Annotated in this window: 17 protein-coding genes and 1 pseudogene; 15 read left to right on the top strand and 3 right to left on the bottom strand. The window is 35.0% G+C overall.

Going from position 1 to position 19,902, the window contains the following annotated elements:
• Positions 1-425 (top strand): annotated as a pseudogene (locus A9G41_RS14820) (integrase core domain-containing protein); the annotation flags it as partial.
• A 260-nt stretch (positions 426-685) separates the two neighbouring features.
• Here the strand turns inward: A9G41_RS14820 and A9G41_RS02375 are convergent.
• Genes A9G41_RS02375 through A9G41_RS02385 form a run of 3 tightly spaced genes read right to left on the bottom strand, consistent with a single transcriptional unit; the run spans position 686 to position 3,844 of the window.
• A complete protein-coding gene (locus A9G41_RS02375; protein WP_065581866.1) occupies positions 686-2,050 on the bottom strand; it encodes an MFS transporter in 1,365 nt (454 codons plus the stop codon).
• Between the two features lies 1 nt (position 2,051).
• A complete protein-coding gene (locus A9G41_RS02380; protein ID WP_176700433.1) occupies positions 2,052-3,224 on the bottom strand; it encodes a cytochrome P450 in 1,173 nt (390 codons plus the stop codon).
• Positions 3,225-3,256: 32 nt separating this feature from the next.
• The gene (locus tag A9G41_RS02385; protein ID WP_065581864.1) at positions 3,257-3,844 is read right to left on the bottom strand and encodes a tRNA-dependent cyclodipeptide synthase; all 588 of its coding nucleotides are present in this window, start codon (positions 3,842-3,844) and stop codon (positions 3,257-3,259) included.
• A gap of 288 nt (positions 3,845-4,132) precedes the next feature.
• Here A9G41_RS02385 and A9G41_RS02390 point away from each other — a divergent pair, with 288 nt between their 5' ends.
• From A9G41_RS02390 to A9G41_RS02455, 14 genes are all read left to right on the top strand, one after another.
• Positions 4,133-4,954 carry an AraC family transcriptional regulator gene (locus tag A9G41_RS02390; protein ID WP_075539289.1) on the top strand — a complete coding sequence of 274 codons (822 nt, stop codon included), beginning with the start codon at positions 4,133-4,135 and terminating at the stop codon, positions 4,952-4,954.
• 114 nt (positions 4,955-5,068) lie between these two features.
• A protein-coding gene (locus A9G41_RS02395) for an IS5 family transposase (protein WP_143425397.1) occupies positions 5,069-5,831 on the top strand; the annotation gives its coding sequence in 2 pieces (ribosomal slippage) (positions 5,069-5,473 and positions 5,475-5,831; 762 coding nt in all).
• Between the two features lie 416 nt (positions 5,832-6,247).
• Entirely contained in the window at positions 6,248-6,694 is a 447-nt protein-coding gene (gene mraZ, locus A9G41_RS02400) for a division/cell wall cluster transcriptional repressor MraZ (RefSeq protein ID WP_065581904.1), read from the top strand.
• A 16-nt stretch (positions 6,695-6,710) separates the two neighbouring features.
• A complete protein-coding gene (rsmH, locus tag A9G41_RS02405; RefSeq protein WP_075539290.1) occupies positions 6,711-7,646 on the top strand; it encodes a 16S rRNA (cytosine(1402)-N(4))-methyltransferase RsmH in 936 nt (311 codons plus the stop codon).
• Positions 7,639-8,022: a cell division protein FtsL gene (gene ftsL, locus A9G41_RS02410; protein WP_081302132.1), complete on the top strand. Its 384-nt coding sequence runs from the start codon at positions 7,639-7,641 to the stop codon at positions 8,020-8,022. Before rsmH ends, ftsL begins: the two co-directional genes overlap by 8 nt.
• Positions 8,022-9,791, top strand: coding sequence for a peptidoglycan glycosyltransferase FtsI (gene ftsI / locus A9G41_RS02415; RefSeq protein ID WP_065566557.1), 1,770 nt, complete (start codon positions 8,022-8,024; stop codon positions 9,789-9,791). Before ftsL ends, ftsI begins: the two co-directional genes overlap by 1 nt.
• A 13-nt stretch (positions 9,792-9,804) precedes the next feature.
• Positions 9,805-11,361, top strand: a complete 1,557-nt coding sequence (gene murE, locus A9G41_RS02420; RefSeq protein ID WP_065581902.1) for a UDP-N-acetylmuramoyl-L-alanyl-D-glutamate--2,6-diaminopimelate ligase — start codon at positions 9,805-9,807, stop codon at positions 11,359-11,361.
• Positions 11,358-12,731, top strand: coding sequence for a UDP-N-acetylmuramoyl-tripeptide--D-alanyl-D-alanine ligase (gene murF / locus A9G41_RS02425; protein WP_065581901.1), 1,374 nt, complete (start codon positions 11,358-11,360; stop codon positions 12,729-12,731). Before murE ends, murF begins: the two co-directional genes overlap by 4 nt.
• Positions 12,732-12,735: 4 nt before the next feature.
• On the top strand, positions 12,736-13,818 hold the full coding sequence (mraY, locus tag A9G41_RS02430) for a phospho-N-acetylmuramoyl-pentapeptide-transferase (RefSeq protein ID WP_065581900.1): 1,083 nt from the start codon (positions 12,736-12,738) through the stop codon (positions 13,816-13,818).
• 22 nt (positions 13,819-13,840) lie between these two features.
• Entirely contained in the window at positions 13,841-15,175 is a 1,335-nt protein-coding gene (murD, locus tag A9G41_RS02435) for a UDP-N-acetylmuramoyl-L-alanine--D-glutamate ligase (protein WP_065581899.1), read from the top strand.
• On the top strand, positions 15,172-16,323 hold the full coding sequence (ftsW, locus tag A9G41_RS02440) for a cell division protein FtsW (RefSeq protein ID WP_065566552.1): 1,152 nt from the start codon (positions 15,172-15,174) through the stop codon (positions 16,321-16,323). The genes murD and ftsW overlap by 4 nt, the downstream gene beginning before the upstream one ends.
• Positions 16,323-17,375 carry an undecaprenyldiphospho-muramoylpentapeptide beta-N-acetylglucosaminyltransferase gene (gene murG / locus A9G41_RS02445; protein WP_065588188.1) on the top strand — a complete coding sequence of 351 codons (1,053 nt, stop codon included), beginning with the start codon at positions 16,323-16,325 and terminating at the stop codon, positions 17,373-17,375. Before ftsW ends, murG begins: the two co-directional genes overlap by 1 nt.
• A 164-nt stretch (positions 17,376-17,539) precedes the next feature.
• Complete coding sequence (gene murC / locus A9G41_RS02450) at positions 17,540-18,988, top strand: UDP-N-acetylmuramate--L-alanine ligase (RefSeq protein WP_075539291.1); 1,449 nt, start codon at positions 17,540-17,542, stop codon at positions 18,986-18,988.
• A gap of 2 nt (positions 18,989-18,990) precedes the next feature.
• Complete coding sequence (locus tag A9G41_RS02455) at positions 18,991-19,899, top strand: D-alanine--D-alanine ligase (protein WP_065566549.1); 909 nt, start codon at positions 18,991-18,993, stop codon at positions 19,897-19,899.
• Positions 19,900-19,902 lie beyond the last annotated feature (3 nt).

Raw genomic sequence — 19,902 nt, forward strand, 5'->3', positions numbered from 1 at the left:
TTAGGACATTCAATGTCATCGATGACTTTAATCGTGAGGCATTAGGTATTGATATTGCAGTAAGCTTACCGGCAGGGAGAGTTACCCGTTACTTAGATAAACTGGCCGAATATCATGGGTATCCATTAAAAATACGGGTCGATAATGGGCCAGAATTTACAGGAAAAACCTTTATAAACTGGGCTAAATCACATGATATAGCCATTGATTATATCTAGCCCGGTAGCCCTTATCAAAATGGTTATATTGAACGATTTAATCGTACCTATCGTACTGAAGTGCTCGATTTATATCTTTTTAACAACTTAGCGCAAGCAAGGAGAATAACCGAAGAATGGTTAACGATTTATAACACCGAAAGACCGCATGAGGCATTAAATAACATGACACCGCTCGAATATAAAATATTAAAACAGGCAGCTTAATTTTCTACGTGAGTTGTGTACTAAGTTTGGGGTATTTACAATACCGCTAAGAATATCTGCAAGAAAAGTATACCGTTACACTGTGTAAGTGGTTTAGAAAATTAGTTTAAACAGAAAAAATACCTTATTCAAGTTGAAACCTGCGTCAGCGGTTGAGACTCTTTATAGTTCATTCAATTGTTCAATACTGAATAAGTGGCTTAGCAGTATCGTTGAATAAGCGAAAAAAACGGAACTCACATGTTCCGTTTTTTTGTATGCTAAATCCTTGTATTCACTCGGCCAAAGAAAATATAGACAATAACCGCTAGAAAACCAAAAGCCAGAGACACAAAAAACATTGCCTGATAAGCGCAGTTTATTGAAATTATTTGATGTTGAGTGAGGTTGATTAATATTCCTGATAGTACGCCTCCAAATGCACCACCAATTTGCTGTGTAACACGCGTGATAGCGCTCGTGTCCTTAATTTGATTTTTATCACAGAACTCAAATGGAGAAGAGAGAACAGCAATCGTGGCGACGCCTAATCCGGAACCTCGAACAGTAAAACCGATAATTTCAAAGGCGTTGCCACCTACTTGAATTATTAATATACTTATTGCTGATATTATTAATCCTACACCAATAATTAGAAATGAATTTATCTCACTTAGAGATTTATAAATAAATTTTCTAGCCAACCAGGCACCTACACCTTGTAGAGCTAGCAACATACCAATATATGTAATAGATATATTATCATTTATTGCTTGTATTAAAGGAAAAAAAATCATGAAACCAAAAAAGATAAGTGACGTCAGAAATCCCATAATTATTGCGAACGAATATTGAATACAACTAAATGAACTTAAATCGATCAGTTTACTGTCTGACTTGTTATTAATAATAAGCGAAACCATCATCAAACCAATACCTAAAACTAGCATAATAATATTAAAAATATCAAAAAAATGCCCAGAAGTGATATTTTTAATAGAGATGAAAAATATTATTAAAGCAATTAAAAATGTCATTAATACATAAATATTCATATTGTATTTAGACGTTTTATTATCAGGCATTGTCGTTCTACCAAATAAAAAAGCCATAAGTACTAAAGGTATGTTGATAAAAAAAGCTATTCTCCAATTTAACTGTTCTGATATGATTGCTCCAAAAATTGGCCCTAGTGCAGGGGCAAAGACTGACGGAATAGCAATCAATGCCATAACCAGCTTTAGTCTTTCCTTACCAAAATAAGTTGCTATTGTAGATTGAGTAATAGGAATTAAAATTCCTGCACCAAAACCTTGTAGACATCTATACAAGATTAAAGAAACCAGATTATATGAAAATCCAACTAATATAGAACCAACAAGAAAGACAAAAATTGAGCATACCCATGCTTTCTTGAGTCCAAAATTTTCATGTACATAAGGTGATAGTAATATGCCAGCTGCGCAAGCAAGCATATATATGGTAACAGCCCATTGCATATAAGCATAAGAGGTATTAATGTCATTCGAAATTGAGGGTAAAATAACATTAACAATACTGCTATCTAATAATGGCAATATACTAGATAGTGTCATAGCAAACACTAACTTTCTTTCTGAGGTTGTCAGGTCAATCGATTGCTTCATATTAAACTCTTTCCAGATTATATTGAGTTGCGCCTCGTGTATATATTCCACCGAACGTTGGTGGTGTAATTTCTTTATAATTTTTAAGTATTAAAACTAATTTTTGAAGGGCGATATTTAATTGCATATTTGCAAATTGAGCACCAATACAAGCATGAATTCCCACTCCATATGAAAGATGTCCCTTAAATTCTCTTCGTGGATTGAATGTATTTGGGTGTTCAAAATATTTTTCATCTCTATTTGCTGATGGTATTAAGGAAAATATTAAATCTCCTTTTTTTAAGTTAACACCTTCAACACAACTATCATCCTCGACTTGGCGTGGAATTAAATGAACAGGTGGTGTAATTCGTAAGCTTTCCTGCAAGATACTATTAGTGCTGCAATCATTGGAGATAACTAGATCAATATAAGATTCATTTCTATAAAGGTGATAGATACAATTTGCTAAAACTTTATCAACTGGTTCTGAAGCTGCAAGTAAAATGTTTAATGAAAGTGCGACTATCTCACTATCACTTAATATTTCACTTTCATTACTATTATGAATAATAAAAGAAATAATATCATCTCCAGCACACTTTTTACGTTCATCGATTAAATCCAATATCACTTTTTCCAATTCTTCAGATGCAAATAGTGCGATATCTTCAGTCTCTTTTGAAAGATTAAACCCAGTCGCAAATTGAACTATGAGTTTTAATCTTTCTAGATACCAGTCTAATTTATTATAATCAATACCAATGATATTGAATGTTGTTAATAAAGCATATTTATTACCAAAATCATAAATAAAATCAAAGTTGTTCTTAGTTATAATTTCTGTTAACAATGAATCACATAGATTTGTCAGTTTGGGGTGATAATAATCTTTCAACACACGACCGGTAAGCTGATGTAAGAGCATGCTCTTTTTTATTTTATGTTCATTACCTTCCATCTGAGCCAGAACTTTTCCCCTCATTACTGGCTCAGCTCTTTTAGATAAAGGTTTTGTTGAAAATAATACTGAATTTCCAAGTATGCTACGAACAGCATCATAACTAATAGCTAAATGCGCATTTAAAGTTTTGTCATAAATAACGTTCTCCGTTTTATCCAATAAATCAATATATTTGTATGGATCTTGTCCATATTCATCAGACAACACTCCTGGAAAATGATTGTTCATAGTCAACATATTACCTCCATATTACTTAATAATTAAATTGAATGATCTTTAACAATAATTTTTGTATCTGAACTAGGGCTGATACTTAACTTTCCAGCATAAACATAATCAGCTATTGGCCATGAACAGTAATAAGATATATGCAGACTAGTTAGTGAAGATGACAATAAAGAAGGGGAAATAATAAAAGGAATTTCTCTTATTATATATTCTGTAGCAATAATAATATCCTGTTCTTTTATTTCAGATGTTTTACTGATGGCGTTTTTTCTATTCAAAATAGCTTTATATGACTGAGTTATACATAATGAGTGAAAATTCTCATTATTTTTAAAATCTTCTTTTATTATCTCTACATTTTTTTTATACAATTCGTCAGCATAAAAATCGGAAAATTTTAATATTCTTTTTGCAAAAAAATCATGACCAGACATTGATAAATAATTATTAATAGCTCTTTCAATTCGATAAAATTCTTTTCGTGATTTTTTACGTGCTTTTACCTCATTATCTCCAGCCCCTATTAAAAGATACTTAGCCTCTTCATGTGGATGTAAAACATCTACATGATCATAATTATCAAACCCCCACTCCAACATATTTTTATATGTAATTTTCATTAAATTTGGAATTAAAAGGGCTTATGCCAAATAAAACATGTTTTCCTTTCATTTTATACCTCTTTCTAGACAGCTAGCTACTAAAAATATATATAACATTAATTATTTCAATCAATTATATTAAATAATATTTTTTTTAAATCATTCATGATTTATTGCTAATTTATTTTTAATATATATAGTTATATTTATTTTATTTGAATTAAGTTGGGCTAATTTAGGATAGTTAGTAAAACAAAAAATTACTAACTAATTCCAGCCACAAAATATTACTTAGAGGCCATATAAATGAATATTTCACTCATTTCTCCAGAGGTCGCTTCTTCTGATAACGAACCTATGATTATATCGGCATCACTCAAATCCCCATCAGTGAAAGTAACAGAACTTCATCATCACTCGAGAGGACAACTAGCTGGTACATTACAAGGTTTAATTTCAATTGAAGTGGAAAGTAGTCAATGGGTAATACCCGCAACTCATGGTATATGGATACCTCCAGATACACAGCATTCTCTTCTCGGATCACATGGGCCATTCCACGGATGGAGTATCTATATACAAAAAAGCGAATGTAGTAATCTGCCGAATAAACCCTGCATGCTAGAATTATCTAGTCTATTGCGTGAAGCAATTACCCGAACCATGACATGGGATAATTCAGAATTGCAACCCGAGCATAAGCGATTGATGGCAGTGATTGTCGACGAGATTAGTATAATCCCTCAAGTTGAGATAGCACTCCCAATGCCAAAAGATATTCGTTTGTTAAAAATTGCTTTAGCTTTGTCTAATAATCCTAGTGATGATAGAAACATTAATGAATGGAGCGTTTGGGCTGGAATTTCTCGACGCTCATTAACTCGTCGATTTACAAATGAAACTGGATTTAATTTCACAGAATGGCGACAGAAACTACGTATGTTAAAAGCTTTAGAGTTGCTTGTTGCGGGCAGACCTATCACAGAAATTTCTTTAAATTTAGGTTATGATAATATTAGTGGTTTTATTGCTATTTTCCGTCGAAATTTCGGGGTAACTCCAGGTAACTATCAAAAAGCGATGAGAAATAACCACCCATGGAGAAACTTTAATGACACTATCATTTAAAATGATAATTATATTAATGATAAATTAGGGCGTGTTGATCTTTAGTGATTATTTTTTAGATGGCATGATGTGAGTTATAATAATTCTGCAAAAAACAACCATAACTCATTCATCATGCCAAGAACAATGCTAACAGATAAACGGTGGGAAAAGCTACTACAAATAATGAAAAATACCGGCCGAGTTTATAATAAATCCGAGCATCGGATGACGTTTGAAGGGAGCCTTTTCCGAATGAGAACCGGTATTCCTTGGCGAGATTTGCCAGAAGAGTTTGGTGAATGGAGCACCGTCTATAGACGATTTAATTTGTGGTCTAAAAAAGGAATATTAGTTGATATTTTCAAACATTTATCACAACTAGCGGATTTTGAATGGGTGTTCCTAGATGGCTCGATTATCAGGGCTCATCAACATAGTACAGGCGCTGCAACGGAGCATTCCGAGCAAATAGGTCAGAGCTGTGGCGGTCATTCAACTAAAATTCATCTTGCGGTTGATAGTGGTGGTTTGCCTATTTTTTTTTGAGCTTTCTGAAGGACAACGACATGATATCACTTATGCAGAAAACCTAGTTGAAAAGCTCGATGAAGTGAATACAGTGATAGCCGATAAAGGTTATGACAGCGAGCCTTTTCGGTGCTTTGTTCGTCAAAAAGGCGGACGAACGGTGATTGCTAAACGTAATTATGGTAAGGATATAGATAAAAGCAGTATGGATAGGTGCCTTTATCGCTATCGTCATTTAGTCGAGAATGCCTTTGCTAGAATCAAGCAATATCGTTCAATATCAACTAGATATGATAAGTTAGAAAGGAATTATGCCAGTATGGTATCACTGGCATTTATGTTAATGTGGCTGCCAATGTATTGTTGAGTGATTTATGTACAGTAAAGATCAACAGCCCCTAATATTTTTTTGATATAGATAATTTTTTGTGTCGTAAAAACTAGCTAATTCACTCATCTAATGTTGCTTTGCCTAGTCCAAAATGTTTAGCTAACTCGCCTATAAAAAGGTAGGCATTGGTTAAGGCACAATTTACCAATTATTGTTTTAAACTGTCCTTTAAATTTTTTAACTATAATATGTTTCCCTCTATGATTTTTTGTGATATTTGTTCATTTTGAGGAAGAAAACCAATCTTTTATAAATAATTAACCAACAACCTATTATTTTGTGAGAATTTGTGGTAAAAAGTGGGGGTTAGTGGTAAAAATAGATTATTTAATTAACTTGATGATTTATATTAAATAAAAATTAACAAGAAATTTATAAATAATGGTACTTTCATGTTTAGTGGTGCAATTTCGGTCAATTTAGATAATAAAGGACGGTTAGCAATTCCTACTCGTTACCGTGAATCTTTGTCTGAAGGTATGGTTTGCACAATTGGTTTATACCATTCTTGTTTGACGCTTTATTCTCTGTCTGAATGGAAATGTATCGAACAACAGCTTGCAACATTATCAACGATTGTAGAAGCTGAACGTAGAATTAAGCGATTGTTATTGGGTTATGCAACTGAGTGTTTGATGGACAGTTCAGGTCGAATTTTATTGCCACCTACGTTACGTACTTATGCAAAATTAGAAAAAAATACAATGTTTGTTGGTCAATCTAATAAATTTGAAATTTGGGATGAGGCGATTTGGTATCAACAAATTAACGATGATATTGCTGCATTACCAACCGATATTGAAAACTTATCAGATAATTTGAAAAGTTTAACTATTTAATAAGAGTAAAAAATTGATGGATTATCAACATACAACGGTTTTATTAAACGAAGCTGTAAACGCATTAAATATAAAAAAGGATGGCATTTATGTTGATGGTACTTTTGGGCGAGGCGGTCATTCTCGTTTAATACTTGAACAACTTGGTACACAAGGTCGGTTGATTGCTATTGATCGTGATGAGCGTGCTGAGCAAGTTGCTTTAAAAATAACAGATCCTCGATTTACTTTTATTCGTGGTGAGTTTTCAAATATGTACCAATATATTGATAAACTTGAATTAATGGGTAAGATTGATGGCATCTTGTTAGACCTTGGTGTTTCATCGCCACAGCTTGATGACCCCGAAAGGGGATTTTCTTTTATGCGTGATGGACCACTTGATATGCGTATGAATAACCATAAAGGTTTAACAGCAAGTGAATGGTTACTCAGCAGTGATGAAGACGATATCGCGTGGGTGTTAAAGACATTTGGTGAAGAGAAATTTGCCAAGCGTATTGCTCGAGCGATCGTGGAGCAAAATAAAGTTTCGCCGATCACCCGTACTTTGGAGTTGGCTAATTTAATTGAAAAAGCAACGCCAAGAAAAGATAAAAATAAGCATCCAGCTACACGTAGTTTTCAGGCTATTCGTATTTATGTTAATAGCGAATTGGAAGAAGTTGAGCAAGTATTAAACAGTAGTTTATCTGTTCTTGCCAATCATGGAAGGCTTGCTGTTATTAGCTTTCATTCTCTAGAAGATAGAATTGTAAAGCAATTTATTAGCAAACAGAGTAAAGGCCCAGATTTACCCGCTCGATTACCATTAACAGAACAACAAATTAAACAATATGGCGGTGCTAGATTAAAATCACTCGGTAAAATTAAACCGAATACAATTGAAATTAATAATAACCCGCGCTCTCGAAGCGCAATATTAAGGATAGCAGAAAGGAAACATGAATAGCCACCAACTCAATGATGCTTTTCGAGATAACATCTATATTGATAAAGATTTTCAAAAAAAGCCAAGTAAAAGCTTATTTGGCTTAATTATTGGCGATTTGTTTGGCCATCAAAAAATATCATTATTATTACTTGTAATGATTATTATCTCCGCTGGCGCTGTATTAATAACAACGCAACAGGTTCGTAAACAGCTATTTGAGCGTGAGCAACTTTTATTAGAACAAGATGTATTAGAAAGTGAATGGCGGAACCTAATTATTGAAGAAAATGTACTTGCAGAGCCCAAGCGTATTGAAGAGAAAGCTAAGATTCAATTAGGTATGTCTTATGTAACACCACAAAATGAAACAGTTATTGTGATAAAGAGTAAATAATGAAGCCTGTTACTAAACATAAAAAAGATAAAACTAAAAAGGCAACAAAAACAAATAAGTTGAATAGTAAAAAGCAATTTTTTACTCCAAGCCGTTTTTATATTGTATATACTCTTATTATTTTTGCGATTATTAGCCTTATTGTTCGAATGGCATTATTACAAATTATTGAGCCAGACAAACTCATTGCTGAAGGTAATAAACGCTCGATACGTCATCAAGAAATGGATGCGCCAAGAGCTATGATAACTGACCGCCATGGCCGAGCATTAGCTGTAAGTGTGCCAATGTTTGATGTATGGGCAGATCCTAAAATCGTTGTACAAAAAGGCGGAGTTAAAGCAGATGATATCAGGTGGCAAGGTTTAGCTAAAACGTTGAATATTCCAATGTCGACACTAGAGCAAAAACTAGGTAATGCATCAATGCGATTTGTTTATTTATCTAGACAAGTAACACCAACTATATCTGATTATTTAAAGAAGCTAAAATTACCAGGAATATCATTTGCCAAAACATCCAAACGTTATTATCCTGCGGCAGAAAATATAGCTCAACTAATTGGTTTAACAGACATTGATGAAAATGGTGCTGAAAAGGGTTCTGAAGGCATTGAAAAAAGCTTTAATAAGTGGTTAATTGGTGAATCAGGGCAAAGAATTGTAAGGCGAGATCGAGTCGGTCGTGTTATTGAAGAATTAGAACGAACAGAAAGTGAAACAGCTGCAGACTTAACACTCAGCATAGACGAGCGTTTACAATCGTTGGTATATACCGAGCTTAGCCAAGCTGTTGAATTTAACAAAGCAGACAGTGGAACAGCAGTATTAGTTGATGTGCACACTGGCGAGATTTTAGCAATGGCAACCAGCCCATCTTATAACCCGAATAATCGTTCATCGCTTGATTATAATTTATTGAGAAATAGAGCTGTTACAGATGCGTTTGAACCAGGCTCGACTGTTAAACCTTTAGTAGTAATGGCTGCTTTAGAAAAGAAAATTGCCAATTTAAATACGATTATTGACACAAGACCATTTTATGTCAATCGCTATGAAATTAAAGATGTGTCATATCAAAAATCACTAAATTTGGCTGGTATATTAGAAAAATCCAGTAATGTTGGCGTAAGTAAACTTGCTTTACAAATGCAGCAAGGTGATCTTGTAGAATTCTATAGTCGTTTTGGGTTAGGCCAGCCAACGGAATTAGGTTTAGGTGGCGAAGTCAGTGGTTCAATTGCAGCGGATAGAACAAGAAAATGGGCTGATATTGAACGAGCTACATTTGCGTTTGGGTATGGGCTAAGAGTTACACCATTACAGTTAGCTAGGGCTTATGCAACTATCGGTAGTTATGGTATTTATCGACCAGTAACAATTTTAAAGGCGACCGAACCTGTTAAAGGCAAACGAGTTGTTTCTGAAAAAGATGCAAAAACAGTTGTTCAATTAATGGAAGCTGTAGCGGTTACTGGTGGCGGTACGAAGGCATCCGTCCCTGGTTACAGTGTTGCGGTTAAAACAGGAACTGCAAAAAAATTATCTGGTGGCCGGTATGTTAATCAATATCTGGCTTATACAGCAGGTATTGCCCCAGCAACAGGGCCAAAATATTCTCTTGTGGTTGTTATTGATAATCCTAAAGCTGGTCAGTATTATGGTGGCTCAGTCTCTGCCCCTGTTTTTAGTCGCATTATGGGAGGTGTTCTTAGAACAATGAATGTAAAACCAGATCGCCAAATTGATGGCCAAATGATTATTTATTGATAGGTGGAAAATAATGACTACAAGTTCTTTTTATACATTATTTGAGCTATTAGGTGGAGGTGGAAGTCGAAATCTAAAATTAGACAATTTTTCACTTAATCATTTGTGTATTGATAGCCGTAAAGTGAAAAAAAATGATGTATTTGTTGCTATCAAAGGGCATGCCGTTGACGGTCGAACATTTATTCCACAAGCTATTGCTGCTGGTGCCGCTATTGTATTGATCGAAACAAAAAGAAAATCAAATGACTTAAAAATCGATTATCTTAAGCAAAACAATAAATCTGTCATTCCACAAATAAGTGTTTTTCAACTTTCACAACGTTTATCATTAATTGCTAATGATTTTTATCATACCCCTTCAAAAAAATTATCCGTTATTGGTGTGACAGGGACGAATGGAAAAACAACCGTTAGCCAGCTTATTGCTCAATGTACAACATTATTGAATGAGAAAACAGCAATAATGGGGACTATTGGTAATGGCATTTATAATCAACTTGAACCATCTATCAATACGACGGCATCTGCAATAGATATACAAACATTATTAGCTAATTTTGTAAAAAAACAGGTGAAAATTGTAGCCATGGAGATTTCTTCTCATGGGCTTGCAATGGATCGTGTTAAAGGACTAAATTGTGCTGCCACCGTATTTACCAACCTAAGTCGCGATCATCTCGATTACCATAAAACCATGGGGAAGTACGCCAAAGCAAAATGGTCGCTATTTAGTCCTGATGAAAAAGAAAAACAAGTTTTAACCGCTGGCAAATCAATTATTAATTATGATGATAAATATGGAAAAAGATGGATTGAAAAGCTCACGCAAGTGACGGCTGTCTCATGCCAACCTAAATCATTACGGCAATTGAAAGCATTAAATATACCTTATGTTGGTGTTTCTATGATTGATTATCACGACAAAGGCGCCAAAATTTATATGGAGTCAAGTTGGGGAAACGCCATTATTAATAGTCGGCTACTAGGTGAGTTTAACGTTTCTAATTTGTTATTAGCGATAGCTACACTTTTAACATTGAATTTTCCATTTTTTGCTGTAGTTAATATGGCCGCTTTTTTGAACCCCATTTGTGGGCGAATGGAGGTGTTACACGTAAAAAATAGTCCAACGGTTATTGTTGACTATGCGCATACTCCAGACGCATTACAAAAAGCCTTACAAGCAAGTCGAATACATTGTAAAGGTTCTTTATGGGTGATTTTTGGTTGTGGTGGAGATAGGGATACGGGTAAAAGGCCTTTAATGGCTAAAATAGCAGAACAATTTGCCGATAAGATTGTTCTGACAAATGACAATCCACGAACAGAAAACGAGATGAAAATTATTCATGACATTGAGCAAGGCTTAGTAAGTAAAAAAAATGTACAAGTTGTTACTGACAGAGTACAAGCGATAACCCAAACGCTTGCTCAAGCAAATATTAATGATGTGATATTGATTGCTGGAAAAGGGCATGAAGATTATCAAATTGTGGATAAAACTAAATATCATTACTCAGATCAAGAAACAGTCAAAAGACTTTTAGGAGTTGAAAGTCAATCATGATCCCATTAAAAATCGAACAATTAAAAAAAATTGTGGATGGTAAATTTTATCATATCCAAAACGAAAGTATTATGATTGATACTATTTGCACTGATTCACGAAAACTAACTGAAAAATCATTGTTTATCGCCTTAGTAGGTGATAGTTTTGATGGGCATCAATTTGCCCAACAAGCCATTCAAAATGGTGCTATTGCTGTGGTTGTCAATCGTAAACTCGATTTTCTAATACCGCAAATTGTCGTTGATGATACACGCCAAGCATTAGGTAAAATTGCTTCATTTATTCGCCAGCAAAGTCAAGCAAAAATTGTCGCATTAACAGGATCTTCTGGCAAAACTTCTGTTAAAGAGATGACAGCTGCAATTTTAGGCAATTGTGGCCAAACACTTTATACTCAAGGGAATTTTAATAATGATATTGGTGTTCCACTTACCTTATTTCGATTAACTCCCCAAGACAATTTTGCTGTAATAGAATTAGGTGCTAACCATATTGGCGAAATTGCTTATACTACAAATATTGTTAAGCCACAAAGTGCTTTAATTAATAATATTGCTGAAGCTCATATTGAGGGATTTGGCTCGCTTGAAGGTGTAGCAAAAGCTAAGGGTGAAATCTTTCAAGGCTTGCCCAAAGATGGCATCGCTATTATTAATTTGGATAGTTGTTCAGATAAGTGGTTTACTCAACTGATAAATAAAACAATTTGGACTTTCTCATTAGCTAATCCATCAGCTGATTTTTATGCCAGCAATATTACATATGCTCAAAACACTACTTTTATGTTACATACTCCTAAAGGCGAATGTGAAATTAAGTTACCACTAATTGGGCAACATAATATTTCAAATGCGATTGCAGCCTCCGCTTTGGCGATCTCTGTTGGTGCAACGTTCAACCAGATTCAGCAAGGTTTAGCCACTTTAAAACCAGTAAAAGGTCGGTTATTTCCAATCAAGCTAAATCAAACCCAATTAATTTGGGATGATACTTATAATGCCAATGTTGGTTCAATGTCTGCGGCAGTTAAAGTTTTGGCAAAGCAGCCTGGGTATCGAATTTTAGTGGTTGGTGATATGGGGGAATTAGGATGTGAAGCAGAAAAATATCATCGGCAAATAGGTGAACTTGCTCATGATGAAAAACTTGATTGTGTCGTAAGTGTTGGCAAATTAAGTCAATTTATTAGCCAATATAGTGGTGTAGGTCACCATTTTAATAATAAACAAGATGCAGTAAATTATCTATTAATGTTATTACGTCAATATCCAACTTTAACTATGCTGGTTAAGGGATCGCGTAGTGCCAAAATGGAAGAAATTATTGAAAAAATTCAAATTGAAAAGCTGAAAATGAATCAGGATTAAAATTATGTTTGTGTGGATATCAGAATATTTAGTTAAACATTTTACCTTTTTTAATGTTATCTCTTATTTAACAGTAAGAGCCATTTTAGGTCTATTAACCTCGCTAGCTATTTCATTATTTATGGGACAAAAAGTTATTGATTGGTTGCAAAAACTACAGATAGGACAGGTGATTCGTAATGATGGACCTGAATCCCATTTAAGTAAAAAAGGAACGCCAACTATGGGGGGAACGCTTATTTTAGCCTCCATTTTATTATCGGTGTTGTTATGGGCAGATCTTCGTAATCCTTATATATGGATTACCTTATTTGTGTTAATGGGTTATGGCATTATTGGTTTTACTGATGATTATTTAAAAGTCATTCGTAAAAATAGTGCTGGTCTTATTGCTAGATGGAAATACTTTTGGCAATCAGTCATTGCGTTAATTGTCGCTTTTGGTCTTTACGTTTATGGAAAAGATAGCGCAGCAACAGTACTTGTTGTGCCATTTTTTAAAGATGTGATGCCTCAATTGGGTTTATGGTTTATCTTGTTAACTTATGTTGTTATTGTCGGTGCAGGTAATGCCGTTAATTTAACAGATGGACTTGATGGACTCGCCATTATGCCAACTGTTTTTGTTGCAGCTGGTTTTACCCTTGTCGCTTGGGCTACTGGCAATGTCAATTTTGCCGCCTATTTAAATATCCCTTATATTAAATTTAGTGGTGAATTGATGATTGTCTGCATGGCAATTATTGGCGCGGGACTTGGTTTTTTATGGTTTAACACATATCCTGCAATGGTTTTTATGGGCGACGTTGGCTCTCTAGCTTTAGGCGGGGTGTTTGGTATTATTGCTGTCTTATTACGACAAGAATTTTTATTACTCATTATGGGAGGGATCTTTGTTATCGAAACGCTCTCCGTTATTTTGCAAGTTGGATCGTTTAAATTACGTGGTAAAAGAGTTTTCCGTATGGCACCCATTCATCATCACTATGAATTAAAAGGTTGGCCAGAACCGCGTGTTATTGTACGTTTTTGGATAATTTCATTAATGTTAGTTGTAATAGGTTTATTAACTTTGAAGTTACGTTAATAAAAAATACTAGGATTGAATTATGGTTAGCTATCAAGGCAAAAAAGTCGTTATTGTTGGTTTAGGTATCACAGGTCTTTCATGTATTAACTATTTTCTTGCTCAAAATGTTATACCTAAAGTTATCGATACTCGTTTATCCCCATCAGGCTTAGAGCAACTAGACAAACGCGTTGTTTATCATTTAGGTGAATTAAATATTGATTGGTTGCTAGATGCTGATTTAATAATTGCAAGCCCAGGCGTTGCTTTAGCTACACCTGAACTACAACTAGCAGCTAAAAAAGGAATTGAAATTATTGGGGATATAGAGCTATTTTGTCGCGAAATAAATCAACAAAATAATAAACAGATCGTGGCAATCACTGGTGCAAATGGTAAAACAACTGTAACAACATTAGTTGGTGAAATCATTGCATCAACAGGCACTAAAGTTGCTGTTGGGGGAAATATTGGACAACCTGCATTATCGTTATTGAACCAAGATTACGCTGTATATGTTCTTGAACTATCAAGTTTTCAACTAGAAACAACTTATAGTTTACAAGCTACCGTTGCAACAATTTTAAATATTTCACAAGACCATATGGATCGCTATCCTTTTGGTCTAATGCAATATGTCGAGGCGAAGCAACGTATTTACCATAACGCTAAATATTGTGTGATTAATTATGATGATGAGCTAACTACTCCAACAAATAAACAAAGTAATTGTGTTTCATTTGGTGTGACTAAAGGCGATTATCATTTAGATCAACACTGTGAGCATCTTATAGCACAAGAGCAGGACGTATTAGCAACAAAAACCATGAAATTAACTGGGTGCCATAATTATCTTAATGCGCTGGCAGCTTTAGCAATAGCCGATAAATTAAAGATTCCACGAAAATCAAGCATAGCAACAATCGCATCATTCCATGGATTACCTCACCGTTTTGAGTTAGTGCTGGAAAAAAATGGAGTGAAATGGATTAATGACTCTAAAGCAACTAATGTAGGTAGCACTGCAGCTGCTTTAAACAGTATTGTTTGCAAAGGAAAATTATTTTTATTACTAGGTGGCGATGGAAAATCAGCTGATTTTTCGCCACTTATTCCTTATTTACAAAATAGAAACCTGGAGGTTTTCTGCTTTGGGCGAGATCGCTATTTACTAGGTAAACTAGCTGCCAATATAACAACAATCACCGAAACCATGGCGGAATCTGTAAAAATTATTGCTCAAAAAGTGGAGCCCAACGATGTGGTTTTACTTTCCCCTGCTTGTGCAAGTTTAGATCAGTTTAAAAATTATATTGAACGCGGAAAGCGATTTGCACAACTTGCTGCACAATATGCTCAAGGAAATGAAAAATGACATTTTTTGGGCTAAAAAAACAAGTGAATCCACATGTACCATTTGATAATCAATTACTTTGGACTGTGCTTGGTTTAATGATATTTGGTTTGATCATGGTGACATCGTCTTCAATGTCATTTAATGAAAGTAATCCGTTCTTTTATACACAACGAGAGCTTATTCAGTTAGGATTATCGTTATTTTTAATGTTTATTACATTATATATTCCAATGCAACGTTGGCAACAGTTTGGGTCAATATTACTAATTATTGCTATTATTATGTTGATTGTTGTGCTAGGCATTGGTTCTTCGATTAATGGTGCGTCTCGCTGGATACCTTTAGGTGTATTCAATTTTCAACCAGCCGAGCTTTCAAAATTAGCACTATTTTTATTTTTAGCGGGTTATTTATCACGTAAATCCGACGAGGTACAAAGTGGCTTTTGGGGCTTTTTTAAACCCATGGTTGTTATGGCAATACTCTCGGTATTATTACTTAAACAACCCGATCTAGGTACTGTTATTGTTTTATTTATGGTGACTATTGGTATCTTATTTATTGCTGGAGCCCAACTGTGGCAATTTATCGCTATTTTACTAACGGGTGTTGGTACAGTGATTTGTTTGATCTTATATGAGTCTTACCGTTTAACACGGTTATTAACTTTTCTTGACCCTTGGCAAGATGCAACGGGTTCAGGCTATCAATTAGTTGCTTCATTAATGGCAATAGGTAATGGCGGCATTACTGGACAAGGTATGGGAAATTCTATCTTAAAATTAGGCTATTTACCTGAATGCCATACTGATTTTATTTTTTCAATCATTTCAGAAGAGTATGGATATATAGGCGTAGTTGCTTTGTTGTCATTGCTTTTCTTTTTGACATTTAAAGCACTTGCAATTGGTTATCGTGCGCTTAATGATGGATCATTATTTTCAGGCTATTTAGCCTGTGAAATAGGTATCTGGTTTGGATTCCAAACATTTGTTAATGTTGGTGTTACATCGGGTATGTTACCAACTAAAGGATTAACATTACCATTTATTAGTTATGGTGGTTCAAGCCTTATTGTGATGAGTATTGCAGTTGCAATATTACTTAGGATAGATTTTGAATTTAGACAACAACAAGCGCAAGCAAGAATAAGGTTAATAAAATAATGAAAAAATTATTAGTTATGGCAGGGGGAACTGGTGGGCATGTTTTTCCCGGTATTGCTGTTGCGCATTATTTAATGAAGCAAGGCTGGCAAGTAAGATGGTTAGGCACCGCCGATAGAATGGAAGCACACCTAGTTCCTGAAAATGGTATTGATATTGATTTTATCGAAATATCAGGGCTACGCGGAAAAGGTATTATCACATTGTTAAAAGCACCTTATAAAATTTTAAAAGCTGTTTTACAGGCGCGGAAAATTTTAAAAAACTATCGCCCCGATGTAGTTCTTGGAATGGGAGGATATGTTTCAGGTCCTGGAGGAATAGCAGCAAAAACACTTGGCATCCCTATTGTTTTACATGAACAAAATGGTATAGCGGGTTTAACCAACAAGTGGCTGGCTAAAATTGCAACTAAAGTTTTGCAAGCATTCCCAACAGCTTTCCCTAATGCTGAAGTTGTTGGCAATCCTGTGCGTAGTGAACTTTTAACTATTGCAAGGCCTGAAGAAAGATTCAAAGATCGCCATGGACCAATTAGAATATTGGTCATGGGGGGAAGCCAAGGCGCAAAAGTTATTAATGATATAGTGCCTCAAGCGATAACAAAATTATCAGATAAATATGTAATATGGCACCAAACTGGTAAAGGAATGTTAAATTCAGTCACTGAATCTTATCAAGATTGTAATATGAAAAATAACAAAGTGACTGAATTTATCTCTGATGTTGCTGAGGCATATAATTGGGCAGATCTTGTAATTTGTCGGAGTGGCGCATTAACCGTTAGTGAAATTGAAATTGTTGGTATCGGTGCTATTTTTGTTCCGTTTATGCATAAAGATCGCCAACAATTTTGGAATGCAAAATCATTAGCAGATATAGGCGCAGCTAACATCATAGAACAACCAGATTTTAGCGTTGAATCCTTATCAAAACTATTACTAAATCTGAATCGCGACAAACTAATTGAAATGGCGATTAAAGCTAAAAGTTTATCTATTGTAAATTCCACTGAAAAAGTGGCGCAAACCCTTAATTCAGTGATAAAATAATAAACTTATAATATGAATTTATGTAATAATTCTTTTAAAAAGTTTCAAGTTAGGCGTATGTTTGAGTCAATAAATTGTTTGAACTAAAAATAACAGATATAAAAATGTTCAATGATGATATGACGCCGTGCACTATGCAATGAAAAATAATTAGGAGTTCAATAGTGAATACAAGGGAATTAGCAGAGTTAAGAGCAATTATTCCTGAAATGAAACGAGTAAAACATATTCACTTTGTGGGTATCGGTGGCGCGGGCATGGGGGGAATTGCTGAGGTTCTAGCTAATGAAGGATACAACATTAGCGGTTCAGATATTGCTGAAAATGCTGTGACTCAACACCTAGAAATATTAGGAGCAAAGATCGTTATTGGTCATGCCGCTGAAAATGTTATTAACGCCAGTGTTGTCGTTATATCTTCGGCTATTTCGCAGGATAACATTGAAGTAGTTGCTGCCCGTGAAGCTCGTATACCAGTCATTCAACGCGCTGAAATGTTAGCTGAATTGATGCGTTTTCGATATGGCATCGCTATTGCTGGCACACATGGTAAAACCACTACAACCGCGATGGTAACTGCAATTTATGCGGAAGCTAAACTGGATCCAACCTTTGTTAATGGTGGTTTAGTTAAGGCAGCAGGAGTACATGCCAAGCTAGGTAGTAGCCGTTATTTTATTGCAGAGGCAGATGAAAGTGATGCTTCATTTCTTCATTTGCAACCAATGGTATCTATTGTAACTAATATCGAACCTGACCATATGGATACTTACCAAGGCAGTATTGAAAATCTTAAACAAACATTTATTTCGTTTTTACGAAACCTGCCGTTTTATGGTTTAGCTATTATGTGTTATGACGATCCGATTAATCGTGAGTTATTACCGATTGTAGGACGAAAAGTCATTACTTATGGATTTGGTGAAGAAGCTGATGTCGTTATTAAAGATTATCGCCAAGAAAAAGGCATAAGCTATTATACTGTTTGCCGTCCAGAGCGGCCAGATTTACAAATCGAGTTAAATGCACCAGGTAAACATAATGCCTTAAACTCAGTAGCTGCAATTATTGCTGCCACTGAAGATGGCATTGATGATGAATCGATTATAAATGCATTAGCTAAATTTGCAGGTACCAGTAGGCGTTTTGATTTATTAGGTGTTTTTCCTCATGCCAATGGTGGGGATATTATGATGGTTGATGATTATGGGCATCATCCAAGTGAGGTTAATGCAACAATCCAAGCGGCAAGAAATGGTTGGCCTGAACGAAGGCTTGTGTTGTTATTTCAACCACACCGATATACGCGCACTCGCGATTTATTTGATGATTTTGCGCAAGTACTTTCTCAAGTTGATGCTCTTGTGATGTTAGATGTCTATCCTGCTGGAGAGCAACCCATTGCCGGGGCTGATAGCCGCTCTTTATGCCGAACAATTCGTAATCGAGGTAAAGTTGATCCAATTTATATCTCTGATTTAGTTTTATTACCTGAAATTATGCAAGAAGTATTACAAGGTGGAGATTTATTAATTACACAAGGCGCAGGTAGTGTTGGTCGTATTGCTCGCCAATTAGCTAAAACTCAATTATCTTCAAAAGAGGCTTTATAAAAATGGTTGATAAAGTTGCTGTATTATATGGTGGTACCTCTTCTGAGCGTGAAGTATCGCTTAAGTCAGGTAAAGCTGTATGTGCAGGATTATTGGCAAATGGTGTTGATGCGCATCTTATTGATACTAAATATCACCCTATCACTAATTTAAAAGCGGAGGGTTACACAAAGGCTTTTGTTATCCTTCATGGACGTGGAGGTGAAGATGGTATTGCTCAAGCAATTTTGACTTATCAAAATATTCCTTATACAGGCAGTGATGTTTTGTCATCAGCATTAACCATGGATAAGCTAAAAACTAAATTGATTTGGAAATCGCTCAATTTACCTGTTGCTGATTACATCATGGTAGAAAAATCACAATCAATTGATACGGACTCTATTGTTAAACAACTTGGTTTACCGCTATTTGTTAAACCAATTCATGAGGGTTCTAGTGTCGGTATGGCTCGTGTTAATGAAGAATCTGAATTGAAATCAGCCATTGATGCCGCTTTTAAATATGATAGTGCAGTAATGGTTGAGTCATTTTTAGCTGGTCCAGAATTTACAGTATCCATTGTAGGTGAAGAGGTTTTACCGTCAATTCACATAAAACCTACTACCAAGTTTTATGATTATGATGCCAAATATCTATCTGACACTACCCAGTATTTTTGTCCAAGCGGTTTACCTAATGACAAAGAGCAAGAAATCCAAAAATTAGCATTAGATGCTTATAAAGCAGTTGGGTGCAGGGGCTGGGGAAGAGTTGATATCATGTTTGACGCTAATCAAAAACCATTCCTACTTGAGGTAAACACTGCACCAGGAATGACAGATCACAGCTTGGTACCTATGGCGGCAAAACAACATGGTTGGTCATTTAACGAACTTGTAGCCAAAATCTTAAATTTGGCAATTCTCTAATTG

It is taken from the genome of Gilliamella sp. Nev5-1 (assembly GCF_001690895.1).
Taxonomy (GTDB): Bacteria; Pseudomonadota; Gammaproteobacteria; order Enterobacterales; family Orbaceae; genus Gilliamella; species Gilliamella apicola_C.

Excerpts from the sequence above, each read along its gene's own strand:
- ftsL (WP_081302132.1), top strand. The coding sequence starts at position 7,639 with ATGAATAGCCACCAACTCAATGATGCTTTTCGAGATAACATCTATATT.
- A9G41_RS02390 (WP_075539289.1), top strand. The coding sequence starts at position 4,133 with ATGAATATTTCACTCATTTCTCCAGAGGTCGCTTCTTCTGATAACGAA.
- murD (WP_065581899.1), top strand. The coding sequence starts at position 13,841 with ATGGTTAGCTATCAAGGCAAAAAAGTCGTTATTGTTGGTTTAGGTATC.
- rsmH (WP_075539290.1), top strand. The coding sequence starts at position 6,711 with ATGGATTATCAACATACAACGGTTTTATTAAACGAAGCTGTAAACGCA.
- A9G41_RS02385 (WP_065581864.1), bottom strand. The coding sequence starts at position 3,844 with ATGAAAATTACATATAAAAATATGTTGGAGTGGGGGTTTGATAATTAT.
- ftsI (WP_065566557.1), top strand. The coding sequence starts at position 8,022 with ATGAAGCCTGTTACTAAACATAAAAAAGATAAAACTAAAAAGGCAACA.
- ftsW (WP_065566552.1), top strand. The coding sequence starts at position 15,172 with ATGACATTTTTTGGGCTAAAAAAACAAGTGAATCCACATGTACCATTT.
- murF (WP_065581901.1), top strand. The coding sequence starts at position 11,358 with ATGATCCCATTAAAAATCGAACAATTAAAAAAAATTGTGGATGGTAAA.
- murE (WP_065581902.1), top strand. The coding sequence starts at position 9,805 with ATGACTACAAGTTCTTTTTATACATTATTTGAGCTATTAGGTGGAGGT.
- A9G41_RS02380 (WP_176700433.1), bottom strand. The coding sequence starts at position 3,224 with ATGAACAATCATTTTCCAGGAGTGTTGTCTGATGAATATGGACAAGAT.
- A9G41_RS02375 (WP_065581866.1), bottom strand. The coding sequence starts at position 2,050 with ATGAAGCAATCGATTGACCTGACAACCTCAGAAAGAAAGTTAGTGTTT.
- mraZ (WP_065581904.1), top strand. The coding sequence starts at position 6,248 with ATGTTTAGTGGTGCAATTTCGGTCAATTTAGATAATAAAGGACGGTTA.
- A9G41_RS02455 (WP_065566549.1), top strand. The coding sequence starts at position 18,991 with ATGGTTGATAAAGTTGCTGTATTATATGGTGGTACCTCTTCTGAGCGT.
- murG (WP_065588188.1), top strand. The coding sequence starts at position 16,323 with ATGAAAAAATTATTAGTTATGGCAGGGGGAACTGGTGGGCATGTTTTT.
- mraY (WP_065581900.1), top strand. The coding sequence starts at position 12,736 with ATGTTTGTGTGGATATCAGAATATTTAGTTAAACATTTTACCTTTTTT.